Below are 23,262 nucleotides of genomic sequence, written 5' to 3'. Positions count from 1 at the left end.
AAGCATTGGCCAAGACCAACCCTATCCGTCCGGTAACTGGCTAGCGTAGCCTTTCGACCTTAGCTCCTGTAGTTTTGCGTCCTCATGTTTCCATCAGTTTGCCTTTCTCGCTGAACGAGTTGAACGATATGGGAGTTCTATGAGAATTAATTTATTCTCTTTCAAAGATTACAACATATAAATCAAAATGTCTACTTATTTAGAGATATAAATACAAATTTTTAATGCATTGCTTTTTCGAAATAATTTCAAAAAGTACGTGAATGTTACTTTTTTTGTGTTATATAATAAAAAATGTATAAATAACAAGGATTTCTTCGGGTATTTATTTAATTTTCATTCAAATTAAACTATTCGAATATATCTTAACTAATGAATTTCGGAGGTAGTTTATCATGTTTTGGCTACAATTTCTTACCTTGTTACTCTGTATTTTTATTGGTGCACGCCTAGGCGGAGTTGGTTTAGGAGTAATGGGTGGAGTTGGTATGGCAATACTCGTTTTTGTCTTCCACCTACAACCAACCGCGCCTCCTATCGATGTAATGCTTATGATTTTGGCAGTAATTACAGCTGCTGGTGCTTTGCAAGCTGCTGGAGGAATGGACTATCTTGTTCATCTAGCTGAAAAGGCATTACGAAAAAATCCAAAGCGTATTACTTTTTTTGCTCCAATTGTTACTTATTTATTCACACTATGTGCAGGTACTGGTCACGTTGCCTATTCTGTACTTCCTGTTATTGCAGAAGTCTCTCGTGAATCAGGGATTAGACCGGAACGCCCAATGTCGATTGCCGTAATCGCTTCTCAACAAGCAATTACAGCTAGTCCAATTTCAGCTGCCACAGTTGCTCTTTTAGCAATGTTAGCTGACTATAAAATCACCTTATTAGATATTTTAAAAGTAAGTATCCCTTCTACTTTCATCGCTTGTATGATAGCTGCATTCGTTGCTAGTAAGATGGGAAAAGAATTAAATGAAGACCCTGAATACTTAAAACGATTAAAAGAAGGAATGATTCCTAAGCTTGAAGAGAAAAAAGCATTTGTAGGTGTAAAGGGCGCAAAATTATCAGTTATCCTTTTCCTAGTAGGAACCTTCCTTGTTGTACTTCTTGGTTCATTTGAAGCACTTCGTCCAGGATGGATAGTTGATGGGAAGTTAGCTCGTCTTTCCATGCCGAACACAATTGAGATGGTTATGTTAACTATCGCGGCTCTTATTATTATTTTCTGTAAACCAAATGTAGAAAGCATTGTGTCTGGTAACGTCTTTAAAGCAGGAGCAACAGCAGTTGTTGCTATTTTCGGTATCGCTTGGATGGGAGATACTTTCTTTAACGGAAACTTAAATATGATTCAAGGATCCATTCAGCATTTAGTAACAAGTGCACCTTGGCTATTTGCCATCGCACTATTCATTCTATCTATTTTACTGTACAGCCAAGCTGCAACAGTACGTGCCTTAATGCCACTTGGACTATCTCTTGGCATTCCACCAGCGCTACTGATTGCTATGTTCCCTGCAGTAAATGGATATTTCTTCATTCCAAACTATGGAACAATCGTTGCTGCTATTAACTTTGACCGTACTGGTACAACAGGTATCGGTAAATACGTATTAAATCATAGTTTTATGATTCCTGGCTTAATCGCAACATTTACTTCTATCGGAATTGGAATGCTCTTAATTTCAATTATGTTTTAAAGAAAAAGCACAAACCTTTATTTAAAAAGGTTTGTGCTTTTTTAATCAAATGTTTGTTTAAATTTTGGGGCAGTCTATTTCTCCATGTAGCACTTAAAATACTACACGTCCTTCCCTACAAACTTCTCTTTACTTCTTCAGCTAATTTTCTCGTACTTTCATACGCAGATTCAGCTAAACTAATTGCTGAAATAACTGAAACACCGTCCGCACCCGCTTCTATAACTGCCGCTGTATTTTCAATTGTAATCCCACCAATACCAACGATTGGCACTGTAATTCCTTGTTCTCTAAAATAGGCTAATCCTTTCGTTCCTTGAACCGCTTTCGTATCTTTTTTCGTACTCGTTGGGAAAATAGGTCCAACGCCTAAATAATCTGCTCCATTTTCGATTGCAAAGCGTGCTTCTTCAATTGTATGAGCAGATACGCCGATAATTTTATCTCCCATTTTTTCACGAACAGATGTAATTCCTTCATCATCTTGTCCGACATGAACACCATCTGCATCTAATTCAATGGCTAATTCTACATCATCATTTACAATGAAAGGAACACTATATTCATTACAAAGCGTCTGCAATTCTTTTGCAAAGCGCACTCTATCTTCTCCGATTAAAGAACCTTCCCCCTTCTCGCGAAACTGAAAAATTGTCACTCCACCATCTAACGCTTCTTTCAATACAGCTAAAGGATCCCTCGTGCAGTTATTACTTCCCATAATAAAATACACTTGCAATAGCTTAGACATTTTATCTATTTCAATGCGTGCCATTTCTTTCACTCCCTCTTACTCTAACTCCTCAATCTTTCCATACTTCTCAATATCACTAGAAGTAGTATTCGCTAACTGATTTAAAAATTCAATTTGGAAACTACCAGGTCCCTTTTCCACGGTCTTAGCAGCTGCCAGTTCCGAAGCTACACCATAAAACGTTAATGCTGCTACTGCTGCTTTTACATAATCTTTTTCCACTGCTACAAATGCTCCTATTACAGAAGTTAGTAAACAACCTGTTCCCGTAACTTTCGTTAAAATAGGGTGACCATTTCGAATAACAATAGTTCTCTCTCCATCTGTAACAACATCTTCTTTTCCAGTAATGACCGCAACTGTATTTAGTTCATCTGCTGCCTGCCTTGCAATACTTACAACATTGCCATTTCCAGTACCAGCGTCTACCCCTTTAATTTCCCATCTCTCATTAATAACGTTCGCTATTTCAGCTGCATTTCCGCGAATACTCGCTAATTCAATTTCAGCCGGAATATGTCTCGCAACTTCTGTCCGATACGATGTTGCTCCTGCACCAACTGGATCAAACAGTACTGGTACATTGTTCACATTTGCTGATTTACCGGCAAGTAACATCGCTTCTACTTCTTCAGGACGAAGTGTTCCCATATTTAATACTAACGCTCCAGCAATGCTAGCCATTTCTGCCACTTCTTCTTTTGCATACGCCATTACAGGCGATGCCCCAAGTGCCAACAAACCGTTAGCAGTAAAATTTGTTACAACAACATTTGTAATATTATGAACAAGCGGATTAGATTCTCTCACCAAATCCACTACTTTACTAATTTCTTTCATATTCATCCTTTTCATCTCCTAACTATAATGATGGGAGATACACAAAAAGACACTTTGCGCGTACGCAAAGTGCCTGAATATGTGCTTTTACACTCTCCCTACGCTGGCATTATCCAACAGGTTCAAATGGTCAATGACGGACTAGTAGCCATACTCTCAGTTTGTATCCACAAACTCCCATGTGTTTCTTATTCATCTACTTCAAAGTCTACTCTTATTCTAGTAAAATAACAAGTTCTTTACTTTTCTATTTGATATAGAGGCAACTGATAAAGTGAAACTTTAATCAGTTGGGATTTTGTTAACTCCATTAAAAACAGCTGAAATATGGAGCGAAACTGAATCTCAAGAAGATGTATGCTATATTTAACTTATGGAAATTTGAAAGGATGTTTTTAATATGTCAAAAAGCGTTGTAATCGCTGAAAAACCTTCCGTTGCACGAGATATTGCTCGTGTACTGAAGTGTGATAAAAAAGGAAACGGCTATCTTGAAGGTAGTAAATATATTGTAACTTGGGCTTTAGGTCATCTCGTTACATTAGCAGATCCAGAAAGTTATGATGTGAAATATAAAAAGTGGAATTTAGAAGATTTACCGATGCTACCTGAGCGTTTGAAATTAACGGTTATTAAACAAACTGGTAAACAATTTAATGCTGTAAAAAGTCAGCTACTTAGAAAAGATGTAAATGAAATTATTGTAGCAACAGACGCTGGACGTGAAGGGGAATTAGTCGCACGCTGGATTATCGATAAAGTTAAGCTAAATAAACCAATCAAACGTTTATGGATTTCTTCTGTAACCGATAAAGCAATTAAAGATGGTTTTGCAAATTTAAAACCAGGTAAAGCCTATGACAATTTATACGCTTCAGCAGTTGCGCGTTCAGAAGCTGACTGGTATATCGGTCTTAATGCAACTCGTGCTTTAACGACTCGCTTTAATGCCCAGTTAAATTGCGGCCGTGTACAAACCCCTACTGTTGCTATGATTGCTAGTCGTGAGGATGAAATAAAGAACTTCAAAGCACAAACTTACTACGGCATCGAAGCTCAAACAATGGAGAAGCTCAAACTTACTTGGCAAGATGCAAATGGCAATAGCCGTAGTTTTAATAAAGAAAAAATCGATGGTATTGTAAAACGTTTAGATAAACAAAATGCTACTGTTGTGGAAATTGATAAGAAACAGAAGAAGTCATTCTCTCCTGGTCTTTACGATTTAACTGAATTGCAACGTGATGCGAATAAAAAGTTCGGTTACTCTGCTAAAGAAACATTAAATATTATGCAAAAATTGTATGAACAGCATAAAGTACTAACGTACCCTCGTACAGATTCACGCTACATTTCATCTGATATCGTTGGAACACTTCCAGAACGTCTAAAAGCATGTGGTGTTGGAGAATACCGTCCCTTCGCACATAAAGTATTACAAAAGCCTATCAAACCTAACAAATCATTTGTTGATGATAGTAAAGTAAGCGATCATCATGCGATTATTCCAACAGAAGGATACGTTAACTTCTCAGCATTCACAGATAAAGAACGCAAAATTTATGATTTAGTTGTAAAACGTTTCTTAGCTGTGTTATTCCCGGCATTCGAATATGAGCAACTAACGTTACGCACAAAGGTTGGCAATGAAACGTTCATTGCGCGCGGAAAAACAATTCTACATGCCGGTTGGAAAGAAGTATATGAAAATCGCTTTGAAGATGATGATGTAACTGATGACGTAAAAGAGCAACTTCTACCTCACATTGAGAAAGGCGATACATTAGCTGTAAAGTTAATTATGCAAACATCAGGTCAAACAAAAGCACCTGCACGATTTAACGAAGCGACTTTACTTTCAGCAATGGAGAATCCTACAAAATATATGGATACGCAAAATAAACAACTTGCTGATACGTTAAAATCGACTGGTGGATTAGGTACTGTAGCGACACGTGCAGACATTATCGACAAGCTATTCAATTCATTCTTAATTGAAAAACGTGGTAAAGATATTCACATTACATCAAAAGGTCGTCAATTACTTGATTTAGTACCAGAAGAATTAAAATCACCTACACTAACTGGTGAGTGGGAACAAAAACTTGAAGCAATTGCAAAAGGAAAATTAAAGAAAGAAGTATTCATTTCGGAAATGAAGAACTATACGAAAGAAATTGTTTCTGAAATTAAATCGAGTGATAAAAAATATAAACATGACAACATTTCAACGAAGTCTTGTCCAGACTGCGGTAAACCAATGCTAGAAGTAAACGGCAAAAAGGGAAAAATGCTCGTATGCCAAGATCGTGAATGTGGTCATCGTAAAAATGTATCTCGTACAACAAACGCTCGCTGTCCGCAATGTAAGAAGAAACTAGAATTACGTGGTGAGGGTGCAGGCCAAATTTTCGCATGTAAATGTGGCTATCGTGAGAAATTATCAACATTCCAAGAAAGACGTAAAAAAGAATCTGGAAACAAAGCTGATAAGCGCGACGTTCAAAAATATATGAAACAACAGAACAAAGAGGAAGAACCATTAAACAACCCATTTGCGGAAGCATTAAAAAAATTAAAATTTGATTAAACAAAAAGTTCCTACCTCTATCGGTAGGAACCTTTTATTTTAGTGAATGATTTTACTTCCTTTTGCATTCTCAACAAATTTTTCACTTGATTTGTTAATTGGTGTTTTCAGTAATAACGCAGCCACAATCATAACTACTACGAAAGCACTTAACACAAGTAAATCTCGCGTTACGATATCCCAAAGCATTCCGCCAACTGTTTCACGAATTGCGCTAATTGCGTATGTGAATGGTAAGAACGGATAAATCGCTTGGAAGAACGCTGGTGTCATTTGGATTGGGAATGTTCCGCCCGATCCTGCTACTTGTAGTACAAGTAAAATGATCGCCATCGATTTCCCAACGTTTCCGAAAATAGAAACGAGTGAGTATACGATACAAACGAAGACTCCACCAATAAATAAACTAAATAACACAAACCAGAACTTATCGACTACGTACGTACCGAGTAAGAATATATCTCCCATCGATACGATAAACGCTTGTGAAAGACCTATCGTTAAGAATGTTAATAAACGTCCGAAGTAAATTTCATGGCTCTTATAATTCGCGCCCTCTTCGTGTACTTCTACCGTTAATAATGAAACCATTAATAATGCGCCTACCCATAATGCAAGCACTGTATAGAATGGTGACATCGCTGAACCGTAATTCGGCATCGCAAATAATTTATTTTCTTTTAAATTTACTGGATTCGCAAAGTAATCGCTTTGCTTTTCAACATCATTTTTCAATAAACGTATGATGTCTTTTAAATCCTCTTCAGATTCAAAATCACGAATTTTATCTGCTAATTCTTTAATCTTTTTCTCAGTCTCCGGCATTTCAGCTTTAATGTCTGCTAATTTCTTTTTACCATCTACTAAACCTTTTGATGAATCTTCTAGTAATTTTTTAACATCTGGAAGCTTTTTGTCTGCATCATTTAAAATTTGAGTTGTATTTTTCGACATCTCTTTTGTACGAGCTATTGCTGTATTGAAATTAGGTACAATTTCTGAATCATACGTCGATAATACATCTGTTAATTGAGCTGATCCGCCCTTCGCAGCGTTGTTAATACTTTCAATTACATCTTTTGTAGGTTTCTGGCCATTGTTAAGAAGTGTAATCCCCTTATTCGTTGCATCTACACCTTTTTGCAGACTACTTTTCGCTTTGTTTAATTTTGCGATTCCATTATTAAGGTTTTTATCACTATTTACATCCGCTAAAACCTTATTTGTACTTTCTAGAACTGGAATCATATCATCAATTAAACCGATTCCAGATTGGAATTGACCATTTAAGCTATTTAAAGCTACTTTCGTTGAATCTAAACCGTTAATACCTCTATTTTGTACATCTTCTTTTGCTTTCTGTAAATCTGCTTTTGCACCCTCAATACCATTTTTTACTTTATCGTAATCTGCTTTTGCATTATCATATACTGCATTTGCATCAACTTTAGCTTGATCGACTGTGCTAACTGCTTTTTTATAATCTGCTACAAACGTTTCATTATAATCTTTTTCAGCTTGATCAATTAATCCATTTGCTGCATCTAATTTTTGATTCGCTACATCTGTTACATCTTTCTTTACTTCTTGTCCTTTGCCAATAACATTTACAATATCTTTAATACCGTTATTTGCATTTTCCATACCTTTTTTAACATTAGTTAAGTGATCCACTCGCCCTTTGAAAAAGCTTTGACCAAAATCAGTAGTCGCCGATTTTTGAAGTTCAGTAAAGAAATTAATAAGATATGAAATACCATCTGTACCAGTTTGTAATCGTTCTGATACCGCATTTAAATCTCTCTTTGCTTGTTCTGGATCAAACTGACCATTTTGCAATCCATTTAAAACACTTTTCCCATAAGCTGTTCCTGCACGTGATGAACTTAAAACATTATTTACTGTTTGATTAATATTTTGCGCTATACTCTTATAACCATCACTATTCAACTTAGAAAGATCTGGTCTCGCTGGGAATTCAGGTAATCCATTCATTCCAGACAAGTCAGGAATATTTAGTTCTACACCTGGATTCATTAAAAAGTCAGTAAATGCAGCTGCACTATCCATAACGCCTTTTGCTGCTACTAAATCATTTCTTATCGTTCCTGGAGCGTTTTTTAATGTTTGATCTTGTCTTGCAAAGAACTTATCTAAATTCGCCAATGCTTCCTGCCCATCATTTATTACACTCTCTACAACAGGTAAATCTTTTTGCGCCACTTTCACAACATCTTCTGCTCGAGTTGCATCATCTAACGCCTTATCCATAAGTGTATTCATTTCTGGGAACTGCGCTTCTAACTTAAATACAAGATCTTTTACTTTTTCGATACTTGGTAAGTTTGTTTCTAAATCGATTCCAAGGTCATTGAAGATTTTAAAAATCTCACCGTTTGCTGTTTTTACAAAGTTTTTACTAATTTCTTCTGTAATACCTGATGCACCTTTTGCTGTAATCTTCGGTGCAATCGCGTTTACTTTTTCATTCACATAGTAATCCAGTTCTGGTTTTTTAGGATTTTCATCCAGAACAGTTGCAATTTTTTCAGAGAAATCTTTTGGAATCGTAATACTTGCATAATAATCTCCACGCTCAACTACGTGAATTGCTTGTTTTTCATCTACAAATTTCCAGCCAAGATTGTTGTTTTTCTTAAGGGAGTCTACAATCTCTTTCCCGATATTAATATCTTTCCCTCTTAAATTAGAACCTGCATCTTGGTTAGAAACTGCAATGGGAACCTCTTTTGTATTTCCATATGGATCCCAAGAAGCTTTAATGTTAAACCATGCATATAACGATGGTAAAATCATTAATCCTAAAACAATAACAATTGCAGCCCAATGTTTGGCTACATTCCGTAAATCTGTCTTATAAATACGCCAAATCTGTTTCATAGAAGTTATCACCTAATTATATATTTTTCCTTCTTTAGAAAATGATACATACATTTTGCAATTATATCACTTTCTACATCGTGTATTAACCAAAAACGTACTATTTTTTCCCATTAACTTTCACTTACTTCATTATATAACGAAGTGAGTCAAAGTATGAATACAAAATGACCAAATCGGTTTTACATTCAATAATAACAAATATATATGAAATGTCATAAAAAATACAAGTATTTTCTCTTGGAAATACTTGTATTCCTAAAAAAAATCCTCACAGCTTTTATTCTCTGTGAGGATTTCTTCTATTATATATCCAATTGAACCTCTACACCGAAATGATCTGAAATTACATTTCTGTTTGTACCATTAAAAATAACTTTTGAAGAATGAACTTTTTTACTTTGGTTACACAATATTAGATCGATTCGCAAATTATGTTTATTTTCATCCCAACCAGCAATCTCACCTTGGACAGTCGTTCCTTCATCCTTCTCTATTGCTAATTCATATGTGTCATACAACCCTTTTTGCATCATATACTCATAACCTTCGCCTTTCAATCGAGCATTGTTATTAAAATCCCCCATTAGGAAGGCGAGCTTATTGCTATCTACACGCTCCATCAAACGATCGACTTGACCTTTGAATGACTCTTCTTCATCATTCCACCAACCGAGATGACAAGAGTAAAACGTTATATCCTTACCATTATAAGCAATTGTTGTACTTACAATTTTACGCGTTTTCCAATACGTTGTATCCTCGTTTTCTGAAATGAAGAACGTATCTTCTTTTATAATATTATGCTTCGTTATAATTGCTAATCCTTCTTCGTACACATCATAACCAATATGAGAGAAATCCCAAGTAATATTGTAATCTTTTACATGTAGCGCTTTTAACTCTTCTAATAGTAAAAGTCCAAAATTATCTTTTTTCTTGTTACCGCATACATTTTCAGCTTGTATGGACTGACTTACTTCTTGCAATGCGATGACATCGTACTCTTCTTCTTGAATTACTTTAGCAAGGTATTGTATCTTTTCTATTTGATTCTCTTCTTGCCAAGAATGACAGTTTAAAGTTAGCAATTTCATATTATTACGCACCTAACATATCTTGAATGTCTGACTTTAATACGTCAGCTTTCGGACCATATACCGCTTGTACACCTTTGTCTTTTACAATAAGCCCTAAAGCACCATTTTGTTTCCACTGTGCTTCTGGTGCAACAACATCTAAATCTTTTACTGTTACACGTAAGCGCGTCATACAAGCATCTACGTCAGCAATATTTTCTTTTCCACCTAATAAATCGATAACTTTTGTTGCTAATGAACCGTCTTGTACATTTCCTGTTCCTTCTGATGCCTCATCTTCATTATCAATATAGTTACCTGCACGCCCTGGTGTTGGTAAATTGAATTTTTTAATTAAGAAATTAAATAGTGTAAAGTTAAGACCGAAGAACACTAATGAAACAATAACAAAGTTGATTAAGTCTCTTGTTAAACCTGCGTTAACCATCATTGGCGTACGAGTAATTAACTCAATAAATCCAAATGCATGAACACGTAAGTTAATTAAATCAGCTAGCGCGAATGCAAGTCCTGTTGTAATAGCATATACAACATATAATACTGGAGCAATAAACATGAACATGAATTCAATTGGTTCTGTTACACCTGTTAAGAATACTGCTAATGCTGCTGATAAAAACATTGGTTTATATTTTGCACGCTTTTCTTTATCAACGTTACGGAACATCGCAAATGCAATCCCCATTAACGCTGCTGTTGAGCCGATAACTTGTCCAGCTTTGAAACGAGCTGGTACAACATTATTTAATAAATCGTTATATGCCTTCGTATCTCCATTTGCTAATAAATTATTTAAATCTGTAATCCATGCAAGCCATAATGGATCTTGTCCTGCTACAACTTGTCCAACTTTTGAACCAGTTAGCATCGTATATGTTCCGCCTAGCTCTGTATAGTTCATCGGAATCGTTAACATATGGTGTAAACCAAATGGTAATAATAAACGCTCTAACGTTCCATATACAAACGGTGCAACAACTGGTGCACTATCTTTTGAAGCTGCAATCCAGCGACCAAATTCATTTAACCCACTTTGGATGAATGGCCATAGAAGTGATAATACAATCGCAGTAACTGTAGACCAAAGAATTACAACGAATGGTACAAATCGTTTTCCATTAAAGAATGCTAATGCCTGCGGCAGTCTATCATAGTTATAATATCTGTTATATAAAGTAGCTCCTAAGAAACCTGTGATAATCCCTACGAACACTCCCATGTTTAATGCAGGTGCACCAAGTACAGAAGTAAAGTAATCTTTTACAATTAAATCTCCCGCTATTACTGAAGAAACTTTCGCTTTTGAATCCGCTAACATTTCAGCGTTTACCCCAAATATAGCTCCTGTAATTCGGTTTGTTAAGACGAATGCTAATAGCGCTGCAAATGCACCACCTGCGCGATCTTTCGCCCAAGATCCCCCAATTGCTACTGCGAATAAGATGTGTAGATTTGTAATGATTGCCCAACCGATGTCTTCCATTACGCGAGCGATTGTATGAACTGCGTTAACATCCCCAGCAGACATACCAATTAACTTACCGATGGAAATCATTAAACCAGCTGCTGGCATTACGGCTACAACAACTAATAACGCTTTCCCGAACTTTTGCCAAAAATCAAAAGACGTAATTTTCATCTGTTCTTCCTCCCCTTTATTTATAAAAACATAATGATTTAAATTATAATTTCTGTTCCCTTTATGAAAACGATTCCTTATGTTACTTTATTTTTATCTTTACGCAACCGTTTTCATAAATCTATTTTAATAAAAGCGTTTTCACTTTGCAATAGAAATTTATTTTTTTTCATAAAAAAAGATGCTCAAAGAGCATCCTTTTTTATTATGAAATGCGATAAACCCTTGTTTCATAAGGCTTTAAAGCAATTGTTGTTACTTCTTCATGTTCCGCAACTTCATAGTTATTTAAAAGCAAACGTTTGCGTTCTAGTGCAAATGAACCCTCATTATACACAGCTTCCTCTTTTGAGATATTACTAATTACAATGACTTTTTCATCCTGTAACGTACGTGTATATGCATAAATTTGTGGATCGTCTTCTAAAAGTAAATCGTACGTGCCATAGTTCAGTACATCGTGCTCTTTTTTCAGGGCAATCATTTTCTTATAGAAATTGAAAATAGACTTTTCTTCATTTTTTTGCTTCTCAACATTAATTTCTTTGTAATTTGGATTCATGCTAAACCAAGGTGTACTTGTTGTGAAACCAGCATTCATCTCATCATTCCACTGCATAGGTGTACGTGAATTATCGCGGCAAGAAGCCCATATAATCTCCATCATATCTTGATGTGGTACGCCCTCTGCAATTTTCTCGCGATATAAATTTTTAATTGCTACATCATCGTAATCTTCAATATTTGGTAACTGAACATTTGTCATACCAATTTCTTGGCCTTGATAAATAAAAGGTGTACCGTGCATAAAGAAATACATCGCCCCTAGAGCTGTTGCACTTTCACGCCAATATTGTTTATCATCTCCCCATGTTGAAACGATACGTGGTTTATCGTGATTCTCAATATATAAAGCGTTCCATCCTTTATTTTCTAATCCTTTTTGCCATTTCGTTAATACTTTTTTCAATCCTACAACATCAAGGTCTTTCTTCTTCTCTGCATCCCATAAACTTAAATGTTCAAATTGGAATACCATATTGAACTTACCTTGCTCTTCTCCAACCCAAAGCTCAGCATCTTCAATCTTAACACCATTTGCTTCACCAACAGTCATAATATCGTACTTAGAGAATGTATTTTCTTTTAGCTCTTCTAATAAAGGTTGAATACCTTTCACATTCATATGTTTATCAAAAGATGGCACATATTTTAACCCTTTTGGATTTGGCATATCCTTGAGGCCTTCTTCTTTTTTAATATGACTGATCGCATCAACGCGGAAACCATCAATACCTTTATCAAGCCACCAATTAACCGTATCGTATAGTACTTCGCGAACTTCTTTATTCTCCCAGTTTAAATCTGGTTGTTTACGTGAGAATAAATGTAAATAATATTGTTCTGTTTCTTCATCATATTCCCATGCCGAACCATTAAAAATACTTTCCCAGTTGTTTGGCTCCGCACCATCTTTACCATCATGCCAAATATACCAATCACGCTTCGGATTATCTTTAGATGAACGTGATTCAATAAACCATGGATGTTCATCACTCGTATGATTAATAACTAAATCAATAATAAGCTTCATATCACGCTTATGAACTTCATCTAGTAAAGCATCAAAGTCTGCCATTGTACCAAACTCATCCATAATATCTTGATAATCACTAATATCATAACCATTATCATCATTAGGCGACTTATACATTGGACAAATCCAAATTACATCTATACCTAAATCTTTTAAATAATCCAGTTTTGCAATAATACCTTGTAAATCTCCAATACCATCACCATTTGAATCCATAAAGCTTCGTGGATAAATTTGATAAGCAACCGCTTCTTTCCACCATGTCTTATTCATAGTCATTCTCTCCTTTTGCATCCCATCGGAAATTTTATGCAAACGTTTTCGTAACACTATCATAACAAAATATGAACAGTTTGCAACTGTTTTCATTGAACTCTATGTAGATTCTTTATTCTTATGCTTTATTTATTTCTCACAAAGGTAAATCTCATTCTTCACCTCTCCTTGTCCACGCGTATTACAGACATTTTTCATATATTAATAAAAAACTCTGATTATTTTAGAAAGGAGTAATAAATTGAAGCAAACAAAATTAACAGGTCGTATCGTTGTTCCCACAGATCCTGACTACGACGTAGCCCGAATGAATTTAAATTTAAGTATTCCAAAACTCCCTTGTATTATTGTTTTTTGTCAAAATAACAAGGATGTCTGTAACGCCTTAAAATGGGCACGTGAACGTCATATACCATTTCGGTTAAGAAGTGGACGTCATAGCTATGAAAATTTTTCTCTTTTAAATAGAGGACTTATTATTGATGTGAGTGAAATGCATCGCATTACTGTTAATACAGAGAAATTAACAGCAACAATTGAGGCTGGTGCAAATCTTGGCACTGTTTATAAAGAACTTTGGAATTACGGTGTTACAATTCCTGCTGGTACAAGTGCAAGCGTTGGAGTTGTTGGATTAGCACTTGGCGGTGGTATTGGTATGCTTTCGCGCTTATTTGGATTAACATGTGATCAATTAATGGAAGTGGAAATGGTACAAGCGTGTGGAAAATTTGGTGCAAAACTCATTCGTGCAAATGAACAAGAAAACTCTAACCTTTTTTGGGCATGCCGTGGTGGCGGTGGTGGAAGCTTCGGAATTGTCACTTCCTTAACTTTTCGAGTCCACCCGATAAAAAATGTATCAATTTTCTCAATTACATGGGAATGGGAAGACTTTATTGCTGCATTTCAAGCGTGGCAAAACTGGGCACCTTATATAGATGAACGTCTCACTTCATCGATCGAATTATTCGCCAAGCAACGAAATAAAATTGAAGCACAAGGCGAGTTTGTCGGTTCTCCCTCTGAACTCCATTCCCTATTATCCCCTCTTCTTGAAACTGGTAGCCCCTCTCTCTTTATAGAAGAAGTTCCTTATATAAAGGCTGTTGAATTTTTTAATGGAGGTAACATCCCTGAAAATTTTAAGCGCTCTGGTTCCTATGTCTATAAACCTATTCCCCTTAAAGGCATTCAAATCATGCAATCCTTTCTTTCTCATGCACCAAATAAAGATGCTAGTATTTGGCATCAATCGCTCATAGGTGCTGTTGAAAATATTTCGCCGAATGAAACGGCTTATTTTCATCGTAAAGCAATTATCGCTCAAGAATACATTACCTCTTGGAAATGTGATGATGAAGAAAATCGAAATATACGCTGGGTTAAAGGTTTACGAGAAAGCTTAGATCCTTATACACTAGGTGACTATGTGAACTGGCCCGATATCGACATTAAAAATTGGCAAACTAGTTATTATGGCTCTAACTTTCACAGATTACGTAAAGTAAAAACTATGTATGATCCTTGTGATGTTTTTCATTTCCAACAAAGTATTCCTCCTTTTCATACGTGAAAAAAGGGGATAACATAAAAAAATCATCCACTATACCGTTACCTCGCAGTATGTTGGATGATTCAAGTTGATTTTCTATATCGTTTCAAATTCTTGCTCCTACTCATAAACTTTTACTTACAGATTAATTGTATTTCGTATCATTTTCATGCAATGAATGTAATTTAATATTTGGTACTTTATCTTTTTCAATACCTCTATTATAAGAAACAGGAACTTGAAATTCAAATTGCTTTGTCTCATGTTTTTGTAAATAGACTGGTTTCGGTACTGGATAGCTTTTTGAATTCTCGTTTGCACTATCATATAAAACAACTTTTAATGCTTGTGAATGATTACGATAATTTTTTAAAGTAACAATGCACTTCGGTTGGATATTCTCTCCATTTTTCTCCATTCTACACTGGCTATCTTCTTTTTTATATTCTATTGCTTCTACCCCTGTTTTTCCTGCATAATACCATGTTTTATTCAATGTCTGGAGGATTGTATTTAAAATAAACGGCATCATTACAATCAAAATACTAGTACCTACTACTTTTATTTTATTCACTTTTCTAAATGTACTAGACTCCTTTTTTCCTAGCCATTTTAAAAATAATATAAATGCAATTACATGTAGTATGAAAGAAACAATCAATATATTTGAGACTTTATAATCCATATAAACATACGTATGTATCGGAATCTTATAGACATTGAATAGTTTTTCCCCAATTAATTCATTATCATTTGGAATTTTTAATAATAACAAAACCCCTATACTGTAACAAATAGCTACTAATCGATCATACTCAATACGAATCATTCTTTCTCCCCTTCACTTTGTATTTTATTATCGATTTTAGCTATTATTACCATACTATACAATCTTTTTATAGAGGATAACGTAAAAAAGTTCCTTATAAATATATAAAGAACCTTATTAATATACACTATGAATTAAAAAATCAATATACAATTTTCACATAGAGATTTCTTCAAAATATGTTGGATCATGTATTGTAATTTTTTTATCTAAAATTGTAACAATGCTATCATTTTTTAATTGTTTTAATACGCTGCTAACTGTCTCTCGAGATGTTCCAGATATTTTGGATATTTCAATTGTTGTAAGTGGACATGAAATTACAATCTTTTCTCCACTCTGTTCTCCTAAATCCTGCATTAAATAATTTAACGTTTGGATAACACGATCTTGTGCATTAGGAATTGTAATATTTTGCACTCGATTTTCGTTCAATTTTAATATAGATGATAATTGCTGAACAACGTACATCAATTGTGTTCTGCTGGACTTTACCATATCTTCAAAGATTACCGTTGGAATATAATATACCTCCACATCCGTCATTGCTTCTGCTGTATAGTTATATCCTCTGTCTGTAAACATACCACCATAAGGAAAAATAGAATACCGCTTTACATAGTCATCGTATAATAAGTTCCCATTTTGATTAACCCGCTCTAACTTTACAAAACCATCTAACATGAAGTAAATTCTTTCCCTTGAATCCCCTTCTAAAAATAAAAATTGACCTTTTTTATAAGTTCGCCAATAAACAAACTCTGTTAAGCCTTTCAATTTTTTTTCTGTTAAATGAGCAAATAATTCGAACTGCTTTAAGTCTTTCACTACGTTCCGTCTATTCATAAAATTCCCTCTCTCTTGCTGTATGTTGGAGCGAAAAATCAAGAAAGCGTATTCAATTTGAATTTTATCATAATTAACTTGTATATTCAGATTTCATCATGAAAACTTTATGAACAATGAGTACAAAAAATATTAATAAATAAAAAGAATGAAGTTATTAACCTCATTCTTTTTTTACTACTAAGTAGCGTACATAATAATTTAAACATACATGCATACATTCTGTTTTGAAATAATAGTACCGGCTTTTTCTTCTAGTGCTTCATATACTTTTTCTAAAGACGTAATAATCGTTTTTCTTTTTGGATTTGTATTAACAAAATTAATAGCAGCTTCGATTTTTGGAAGCATGCTTCCCGCAGCAAATTGTTGTTCTTCAATATATTCTTCTAATTGATTCACTGTGACATGCTCTAATTTTTTTTGATTCGGTTGATTATAATTTACATACACATAATCAACTGCAGTTAAAATAACGAGCGTATCGGCATCTACTAATTCTGCTAATTTCTGCGCAGCGAAATCTTTATCGATAACCGCTTCAGTTCCTTTTAACCCTTCTTCAGAATCAATTACTGGAATTCCACCCCCGCCCACAGCTATCACTATGTTTCCATCTTCGACCAAAGAATTAATCACTTTATGTTCATGAATACTTACAGGCTTCGGTGATGGAACAACACGTCTCCATCCTCTACCAGCATCTTCTTTAAACACTGCTTTTGTTTCATCCATTAATTTTCTGGCCTCTTCTTCTGTATAAAAAGGACCAATTGGTTTAGTTGGATTTTTAAATGCCTCATCTTTTTTATCCACAACAACACGTGTTATAACCGTTGCTACATCTTTGTTTATATTCCGTTTTTTCAATGCCTTTTCAATTGCATTTTCCATCCAATATCCAATCATCCCTTGGCTCATTGCCCCACAAGTATCTAATGGCATTGCAGGTGTCTTTTCCGTTTCTGCAGCTTTTTGCTGTAATAAAATATTCCCCACTTGTGGGCCATTTCCATGCGCAATTACTATATCCACATCATTTTCCATTATTTTCACAAGTTGTTCTGCCGTTTTTTCCAACGCTTCTTGCTGCGCTCCCGCAGTAGCTTCTCCAGACTGTATCGCATTTCCCCCTAGTGCAACTACAATTTTTCTTCGTGCCATATTCCAGCCCTCCAGTTGATTTCGCTTTCACAGCGCTTTATAAAGTAATACTGCCTGTAATTAATCCATAAATCGCAAAGAATGCTAAAGCACCAATTGCTACGGATGATGCTAATTCCACTCGAGTAAATATTTGCTTCGAACTCTTTTGCTTTTGAACATTGTAAAAAATAAAAATACCTGGCGCATATAAAGTCATTGTTAATAATAAATACTCTAAACCGGCTGCATAAACTAACCACACGCCATAAATACTTGCGATCAAGCCAATTATTATATTTTTATTTCGATCTGCTTCTTCAGACTTTAAGCTATGCTTCAGTTGATAAAATGCTGAAAAAGCATATGGGATTAAAATAGCTGAAGATGCTAAAGAGAATGCAAAGTTATACGCCTGATCAGAAACGACGAATGTTAACAAGAATATTTGTATTAAACCATTTGTTATCCATAATGAATTTACTGGAGCCTTATTTTTATTTTCTTTTGCGAACCATTTTGGAAATACTCCATCTTTAGCCGCTAAATATGGAATTTCAGAAGCGAGCAAAGTCCAACCTAACCAAGCACCTAATACAGAGATGACTAAACCTAAATTAATAAAGATAGCACCCCATTTTCCAACAACACTTTCAAACAAATAAGCCATAGCCGGATTTTTCAAACCTGCAATGTCTGCTTGCTGCATAAGTCCAAGAGACAATAATGTGATTAAAATGTAAATGATGAGTGTACCAATTAAGCCAATAACGGTTGCTTTCCCTACATCACTTCTATTTTTTGCTCGACTGGATAAAACAACAGCCCCTTCTACCCCAATAAATACCCATAAAGTTACAAGCATTGTACTTTTAACTTGGCTGCCAACTGCTCCCCATGAAAAAGAACCAGTTTGCCCCCAAAATCCATCTAAGAACGTATCAATATGAAACGCAAAGATTCCTATGACAATAAATACAAATACAGGTACTAATTTTGCGATTGTAGTTACTAAATTCACAAGGGCTGCTGATTGAACTCCACGTAAAATTAACATGTGAACACACCATAATAATACGCTTGCACCAATAATGGATTCTACATTTTGACCGCCTTCAAAGATCGGGAAGAAATATCCTAATGAAGAAAACAATAATGTACCGTAAGCTACATTCCCAAGCCAAGCAGATAGCCAGTATCCCCATGCACTATTAAACCCCATAAAATTACCAAACCCTGCTTTTGCATAGCTAAAAATACCACCATCTAAATCTGGCCGTTTTACAGTTAGATTTTGAAAAGATAATCCGAGTGCGATCATCCCAATTCCTGTTATAACCCAGCCAATAATAATGGCTCCAGCACCAGCACCTTTTGCCATATCACTCGCTAAATTAAAGGCTCCACCGCCAATCATAGACCCAACTACAAGAGCCGTTAGTGTAAACAACCCTAATTTCTTATCTTCACCCATTCCACTCACCTCTCTTTAATTGCAATAACAATACAAAAGCAATAGTGAATGATAGTGTCTAAAGGAGGAGAAAGAAGAAAGGAAGACTCCCTTTCTTCTTTACTCCATGTTTCCTAAAGTAGCTGCCATAACCGCTTTAATTGTATGCATTCTATTTTCAGCTTGATCAAATACTTTTGAATGTTTACTGCGGAATACTTCGTCAGTTACCTCCATTTCTTTCAACCCATATTTCTCATAAACTTCTTCGCCATACATCGTTTCAACATCATGAAATGCAGGTAAACAATGTAAGAAAATCACGTTTTCATTCCCTGTTGCTTTAATCATTTTCATATTTACTTGATAAGGTTTCAATAACTCGACACGTTCAGCAAATTTTTCTTCTTCCCCCATAGACACCCATACATCTGTATAAATTACATCTGCATTCGCAACAGCTTCTTCCACATTACTTGTTATCATTACTTGTTCATTATATTTTTTTGCTAAATCAATTACTTCTTGTGCAGGCCATAAAGATTCCGGTGTACAAATACGTACATCCATTCCAACGATTGCTCCACCAACTAGTAAGCTATTAGCAACATTATTTCGCCCATCGCCAACGTAAACGAGCTTCACATTTTTCAATTTCCCTATATGTTCTCTAATTGTTAATAAATCTGCTAGTGTTTGTGTTGGATGCCACATATCTGTTAATCCATTCCAAACTGGCACACCAGAATTTTGTGCTAAAGATTCTACAGTTTCATGATTAAATCCACGAAACTCAATTCCGTCAAACATACGCCCTAACACTTTTGCTGTATCCTCTACAGATTCTTTTTTCCCAAGTTGAATATCACCTTTCCCTAAATATTCAGGATTTGCCCCTAAATCTGTACATGCTACTGTAAATGCACAACGCGTACGAGTAGAAGTTTTTTCAAATAAGAGCGCTACATTTTTACCTTCTAAATAATGATGCGGGATACCATTTTTCTTTTTCTCTTTTAATTCTGCTGCCAAATCTAGAAAATATAACAATTCTTCTTGTGTAAAATCTTTTTCTGCTAGAAAGCTTCTTCCTTTTAAATTTGGTCTAGTCATTAACATAATTCATCCCTACTTTCTCCGTTATTTATACTAAATATCTTTACGAACAATTGGCATACTCATGCAACGTGGACCCCCACGACCACGAGATAATTCCGAACTTAGCACCTCAATCACTTCTATACCGTGTTCACGTAATAACGTATTAGATACATAGTTGCGATCATATGTAACAACTACACCTGGCGCAATTGCTAATGTGTTCGAGCCATCATTCCATTGTTCACGAGCAGAAGCAATTACATCTCCTCCTCCACATGGAATAAGAACTAATTCACTTAAGCCTAATACCTCTTTTAATGCTTCCATTAAAGAAGTACGATGTGTAATTTTAAGAGTTTCCTCATCTGATCCTTTTTCTAAAATATAAATATTCATATTCCCTTTTGGCCCTTGAATGGCTGGGTGAATTGTAAACTTGTCATAATCAACCATTGTAAATACTGTATCTAAATGCATAAATGCTCGACATTTTGGAATTTCTATTGCTAACACTTTCTTAATTTTATTTTGTCGGCTAAAGAGATTTTTAGCTAAACGTTCAATTGCTTTAGCTGAAGTACGAGCAGATACTCCAATCGCAATTGTTTCTTCATTTAAAATTAGCTCGTCGCCACCTTCAATCGGAAATTTATAATCACGATCTAACCAGATTGGTACATTATGTTTTGCAAATCTTGGATGATATTTAATGATGTACTCCATGAATAATGATTCACGTCTACGCGCTGGTTCTCTCATCTTATTTATCGTTAAGCCATCGCCCACGCTAGCTGCTGGATCACGAGTAAAATATAAATTAGGCATTGGATCTAAGTAAAACGGATAGTGATCTTCCATTAATTCATATAAATGTGTCTTCTTACTTGTTTCAATTTCGTTTTTCCGTACACCGCCCATAATTTTTTGAATTAATTCTTCATTTGAAAAGGAAAGTAAATATTCTTTTAAAGTTTGATGTGCAACATTTACGTCGGCCTGTCCTTCTTTTAAAATACGATCAACAAATTCTTCTCGAAGTTTTTTATCTACTAACGCCTCAGCGGCTAGTTTTTCTAAATAAAGAACTTCAACACCCCGATTGCGTAACGTTTGTGCAAAATAATCATGCTCTTTTTGAATAATTGGTAAGTATGGAATATCGTCAAATAATAATTGCTGCAAATAATCTGGCGTCAAGTTTTCCACTTCTTTACCCGGTCGTTTTAATAAAACCGTTTGTAATTCCCCAATTTCTGAAGTAACATGTATCGGATGTTTCATTTGTTGTACCTCCTTTTAAATATGTTTGATGTCTTACAAGTACATAATAAATGCTCTGTATTTTCATCTTTGTGAAAGCATCCACATTATCATTGTGAAATATTAAACAAGTTATTTTTTTAAAATCATACGAATATGTATTTTTATAACAAACTATCTTGCTTTCTCAATAAAAAATACATATATTACGCATATATATTGAATATTTAACTTCCGTATTTAAGCAAAAATCCTGTTTTTAATTTTATTAAAAACAGGATTTTTGCATCTAAATAATTAAATTTAATCTTTCTTCTATAATCTCCCTATCTGATTTCGACTGTGAAATTATAAGGCATGTATCATTTCCACATATACATCCTATTTTTTCTTTCCAATCTAATTCATCAAATAAAACACCAATAACATGTGCATTACCAGGTAATGTTTTAATAACCATTAATTGATCTACACAATCAATTTTTACAACAACTTCTCGTAATTTTTTCTTTAACTTTATATCAGTTTGTAAATGCTCTTCTGAGAAAACTTTATATATCATTAATCCTTCTTGAGAAGGTACCTTCGTTAAGTTTAACTCACGAATATCGCGAGAAACCGTAGCTTGTGTTACTAATACATCTTTTTTTGCTAACAATTCTACTAATCTTTCTTGCTTATCTATTTCATACTCCTTTACAAATTGTTTAATTAACCGTTGTCTTTTTTCTTTTTTCATAAAAGACACCCCTTTTAATATTATAGCTCGCTATAATTTTCATCCGAAAGGGACAGAAAAGAATGTTGCGGAAACGTTCATAGTTTAACTGTAAATATTAAATCAAGCTAAATAAAAAAGAGAAGAACAATATTCTGTTCTTCCTTTTACATTGAAAATCGTTCAATTGTTTGTTTCAAATCAGTTGCTTGCTTCTCTAAATCCTTTAATAATTGATCGATTACTATCATATTTTTAGATTGTTGTAGCGTCACACGTGCTACTTCTTGCGAACCAGCTGACGTTTCTTCAGCAATTGCTGCTACAGCTTTTGTTTGTGCTCCTGTTTGATGAATGTGGCTCACTTGTTCATTCATATAACTACTAATTTGCTGAGTTGCATCGGCTACTTCCATAACACTTGATGACATTTCTTTTAAAATTAATTCCGTAGCTTCCCCACGTTTCGCCTCTTCTTTAGCTATTTTCACTTGTTCTGTCATTTTCATTGCAACTTGTTGTACTTCATCTTGCATATTCCGTAATAACTGCGATATGTTTCTTGCAGAATGATCACTTTCATCAGCAAGTTTACGTACTTCTTCCGCAACAACCGCAAAGCCTCTTCCATGCTCTCCTGCACGAGCTGCCTCAATAGAAGCATTTAGTGCTAATAAATTCGTTTGGCTAGCAATCGCACTCACAACAGACACAATATGTTCTACTTGTTTCATTCGTTCTTCTAACTTCTGTACATTTTGCATTGAATCTTCATTTTCTTTTGCCAATGTTTGAATACCTTGAATTAAAGACGTAAAGACACGAGTACTATGCCCTAAAGCTTCAACCATTTCTGAAGACAATGTATCAGACTGCTTCGCTTTTTCTTCTACTTCACTTGCAATAGAAGTCGTTGTATCAACAGCAGAAACAATTGCTTGAATTGATGCC

16 protein-coding genes, 1 pseudogene and 2 riboswitches are annotated in these 23,262 nt (G+C 34.9%); of the genes and pseudogenes, 3 read left to right on the top strand and 14 right to left on the bottom strand.

What is annotated here, in order from left to right; translation table 11 throughout:
* Window positions 1-28: 28 nt before the first annotated feature.
* Window positions 29-113, bottom strand: a riboswitch (cyclic di-GMP riboswitch).
* A gap of 282 nt (window positions 114-395) precedes the next feature.
* Window positions 396-1,709, top strand: a complete 1,314-nt coding sequence (locus BC_RS02125) for an anaerobic C4-dicarboxylate transporter family protein (RefSeq protein WP_000498700.1) — start codon at window positions 396-398, stop codon at window positions 1,707-1,709.
* Window positions 1,710-1,824: 115 nt separating this feature from the next.
* On the opposite strand, the gene thiE is transcribed toward BC_RS02125, so the two are convergent.
* Together thiE and thiM are read right to left on the bottom strand one after the other, a co-directional pair.
* Window positions 1,825-2,484: a thiamine phosphate synthase gene (gene thiE / locus BC_RS02120; protein WP_000090962.1), complete on the bottom strand. Its 660-nt coding sequence runs from the start codon at window positions 2,482-2,484 to the stop codon at window positions 1,825-1,827.
* Between the two features lie 15 nt (window positions 2,485-2,499).
* Window positions 2,500-3,309 (bottom strand): hydroxyethylthiazole kinase, encoded by an 810-nt coding sequence (gene thiM, locus BC_RS02115; protein ID WP_001056115.1) that lies wholly within the window; start codon window positions 3,307-3,309, stop codon window positions 2,500-2,502.
* Window positions 3,310-3,381: 72 nt separating this feature from the next.
* A riboswitch (TPP riboswitch) is annotated at window positions 3,382-3,494 on the bottom strand.
* 209 nt (window positions 3,495-3,703) lie between these two features.
* Here thiM and topB point away from each other — a divergent pair.
* On the top strand, window positions 3,704-5,893 hold the full coding sequence (topB, locus tag BC_RS02110; protein ID WP_000047293.1) for a DNA topoisomerase III: 2,190 nt from the start codon (window positions 3,704-3,706) through the stop codon (window positions 5,891-5,893).
* 39 nt (window positions 5,894-5,932) lie between these two features.
* Here topB and BC_RS02105 read toward each other — a convergent pair whose 3' ends face one another.
* The 4 genes from BC_RS02105 to BC_RS02090 form a co-directional block, all read right to left on the bottom strand.
* Window positions 5,933-8,794 carry a YhgE/Pip domain-containing protein gene (locus BC_RS02105; protein WP_000810103.1) on the bottom strand — a complete coding sequence of 954 codons (2,862 nt, stop codon included), beginning with the start codon at window positions 8,792-8,794 and terminating at the stop codon, window positions 5,933-5,935.
* Between the two features lie 305 nt (window positions 8,795-9,099).
* A complete protein-coding gene (locus tag BC_RS02100) occupies window positions 9,100-9,891 on the bottom strand; it encodes an endonuclease/exonuclease/phosphatase family protein (protein ID WP_000771997.1) in 792 nt (263 codons plus the stop codon).
* A gap of 4 nt (window positions 9,892-9,895) precedes the next feature.
* Entirely contained in the window at window positions 9,896-11,533 is a 1,638-nt protein-coding gene (locus tag BC_RS02095) for a PTS transporter subunit IIBC (RefSeq protein ID WP_000705561.1), read from the bottom strand.
* Window positions 11,534-11,738: 205 nt separating this feature from the next.
* Window positions 11,739-13,403, bottom strand: coding sequence for a glycoside hydrolase family 13 protein (locus tag BC_RS02090; RefSeq protein WP_001044710.1), 1,665 nt, complete (start codon window positions 13,401-13,403; stop codon window positions 11,739-11,741).
* A gap of 244 nt (window positions 13,404-13,647) precedes the next feature.
* Here BC_RS02090 and BC_RS02085 point away from each other — a divergent pair, with 244 nt between their 5' ends.
* Window positions 13,648-14,982: an FAD-dependent oxidoreductase gene (locus tag BC_RS02085; RefSeq protein WP_000814899.1), complete on the top strand. Its 1,335-nt coding sequence runs from the start codon at window positions 13,648-13,650 to the stop codon at window positions 14,980-14,982.
* Window positions 14,983-15,106: 124 nt separating this feature from the next.
* Here the strand turns inward: BC_RS02085 and BC_RS02080 are convergent, their stop codons facing one another.
* The 8 genes and pseudogenes from BC_RS02080 to BC_RS28360 all read right to left on the bottom strand — a co-directional run.
* Complete coding sequence (locus BC_RS02080) at window positions 15,107-15,790, bottom strand: hypothetical protein (protein WP_000619189.1); 684 nt, start codon at window positions 15,788-15,790, stop codon at window positions 15,107-15,109.
* 156 nt (window positions 15,791-15,946) lie between these two features.
* Window positions 15,947-16,636: a Crp/Fnr family transcriptional regulator gene (locus BC_RS02075; protein ID WP_001081905.1), complete on the bottom strand. Its 690-nt coding sequence runs from the start codon at window positions 16,634-16,636 to the stop codon at window positions 15,947-15,949.
* 201 nt (window positions 16,637-16,837) lie between these two features.
* The gene (gene arcC, locus BC_RS02070) at window positions 16,838-17,800 is read right to left on the bottom strand and encodes a carbamate kinase (protein WP_000113951.1); all 963 of its coding nucleotides are present in this window, start codon (window positions 17,798-17,800) and stop codon (window positions 16,838-16,840) included.
* 37 nt (window positions 17,801-17,837) lie between these two features.
* Window positions 17,838-19,253, bottom strand: coding sequence for an arginine-ornithine antiporter (gene arcD / locus BC_RS02065; protein WP_000503412.1), 1,416 nt, complete (start codon window positions 19,251-19,253; stop codon window positions 17,838-17,840).
* Window positions 19,254-19,352: 99 nt separating this feature from the next.
* Window positions 19,353-20,351, bottom strand: a complete 999-nt coding sequence (gene argF, locus BC_RS02060; protein ID WP_000930289.1) for an ornithine carbamoyltransferase — start codon at window positions 20,349-20,351, stop codon at window positions 19,353-19,355.
* A gap of 30 nt (window positions 20,352-20,381) precedes the next feature.
* Window positions 20,382-21,614, bottom strand: a complete 1,233-nt coding sequence (gene arcA / locus BC_RS02055; RefSeq protein ID WP_000682331.1) for an arginine deiminase — start codon at window positions 21,612-21,614, stop codon at window positions 20,382-20,384.
* Window positions 21,615-21,882: 268 nt separating this feature from the next.
* Window positions 21,883-22,332: an arginine repressor gene (gene argR / locus BC_RS02050; RefSeq protein WP_000711826.1), complete on the bottom strand. Its 450-nt coding sequence runs from the start codon at window positions 22,330-22,332 to the stop codon at window positions 21,883-21,885.
* A gap of 146 nt (window positions 22,333-22,478) precedes the next feature.
* A pseudogene (locus BC_RS28360) lies at window positions 22,479-23,051 on the bottom strand (methyl-accepting chemotaxis protein); the annotation flags it as partial.
* Window positions 23,052-23,262: the final 211 nt, after the last annotated feature.

The organism is Bacillus cereus ATCC 14579 (genome assembly GCF_000007825.1).
Classification (GTDB): Bacteria; Bacillota; Bacilli; order Bacillales; family Bacillaceae_G; genus Bacillus_A; species Bacillus_A cereus.
This window is presented reverse-complemented; position numbering and strand designations above follow the sequence as displayed.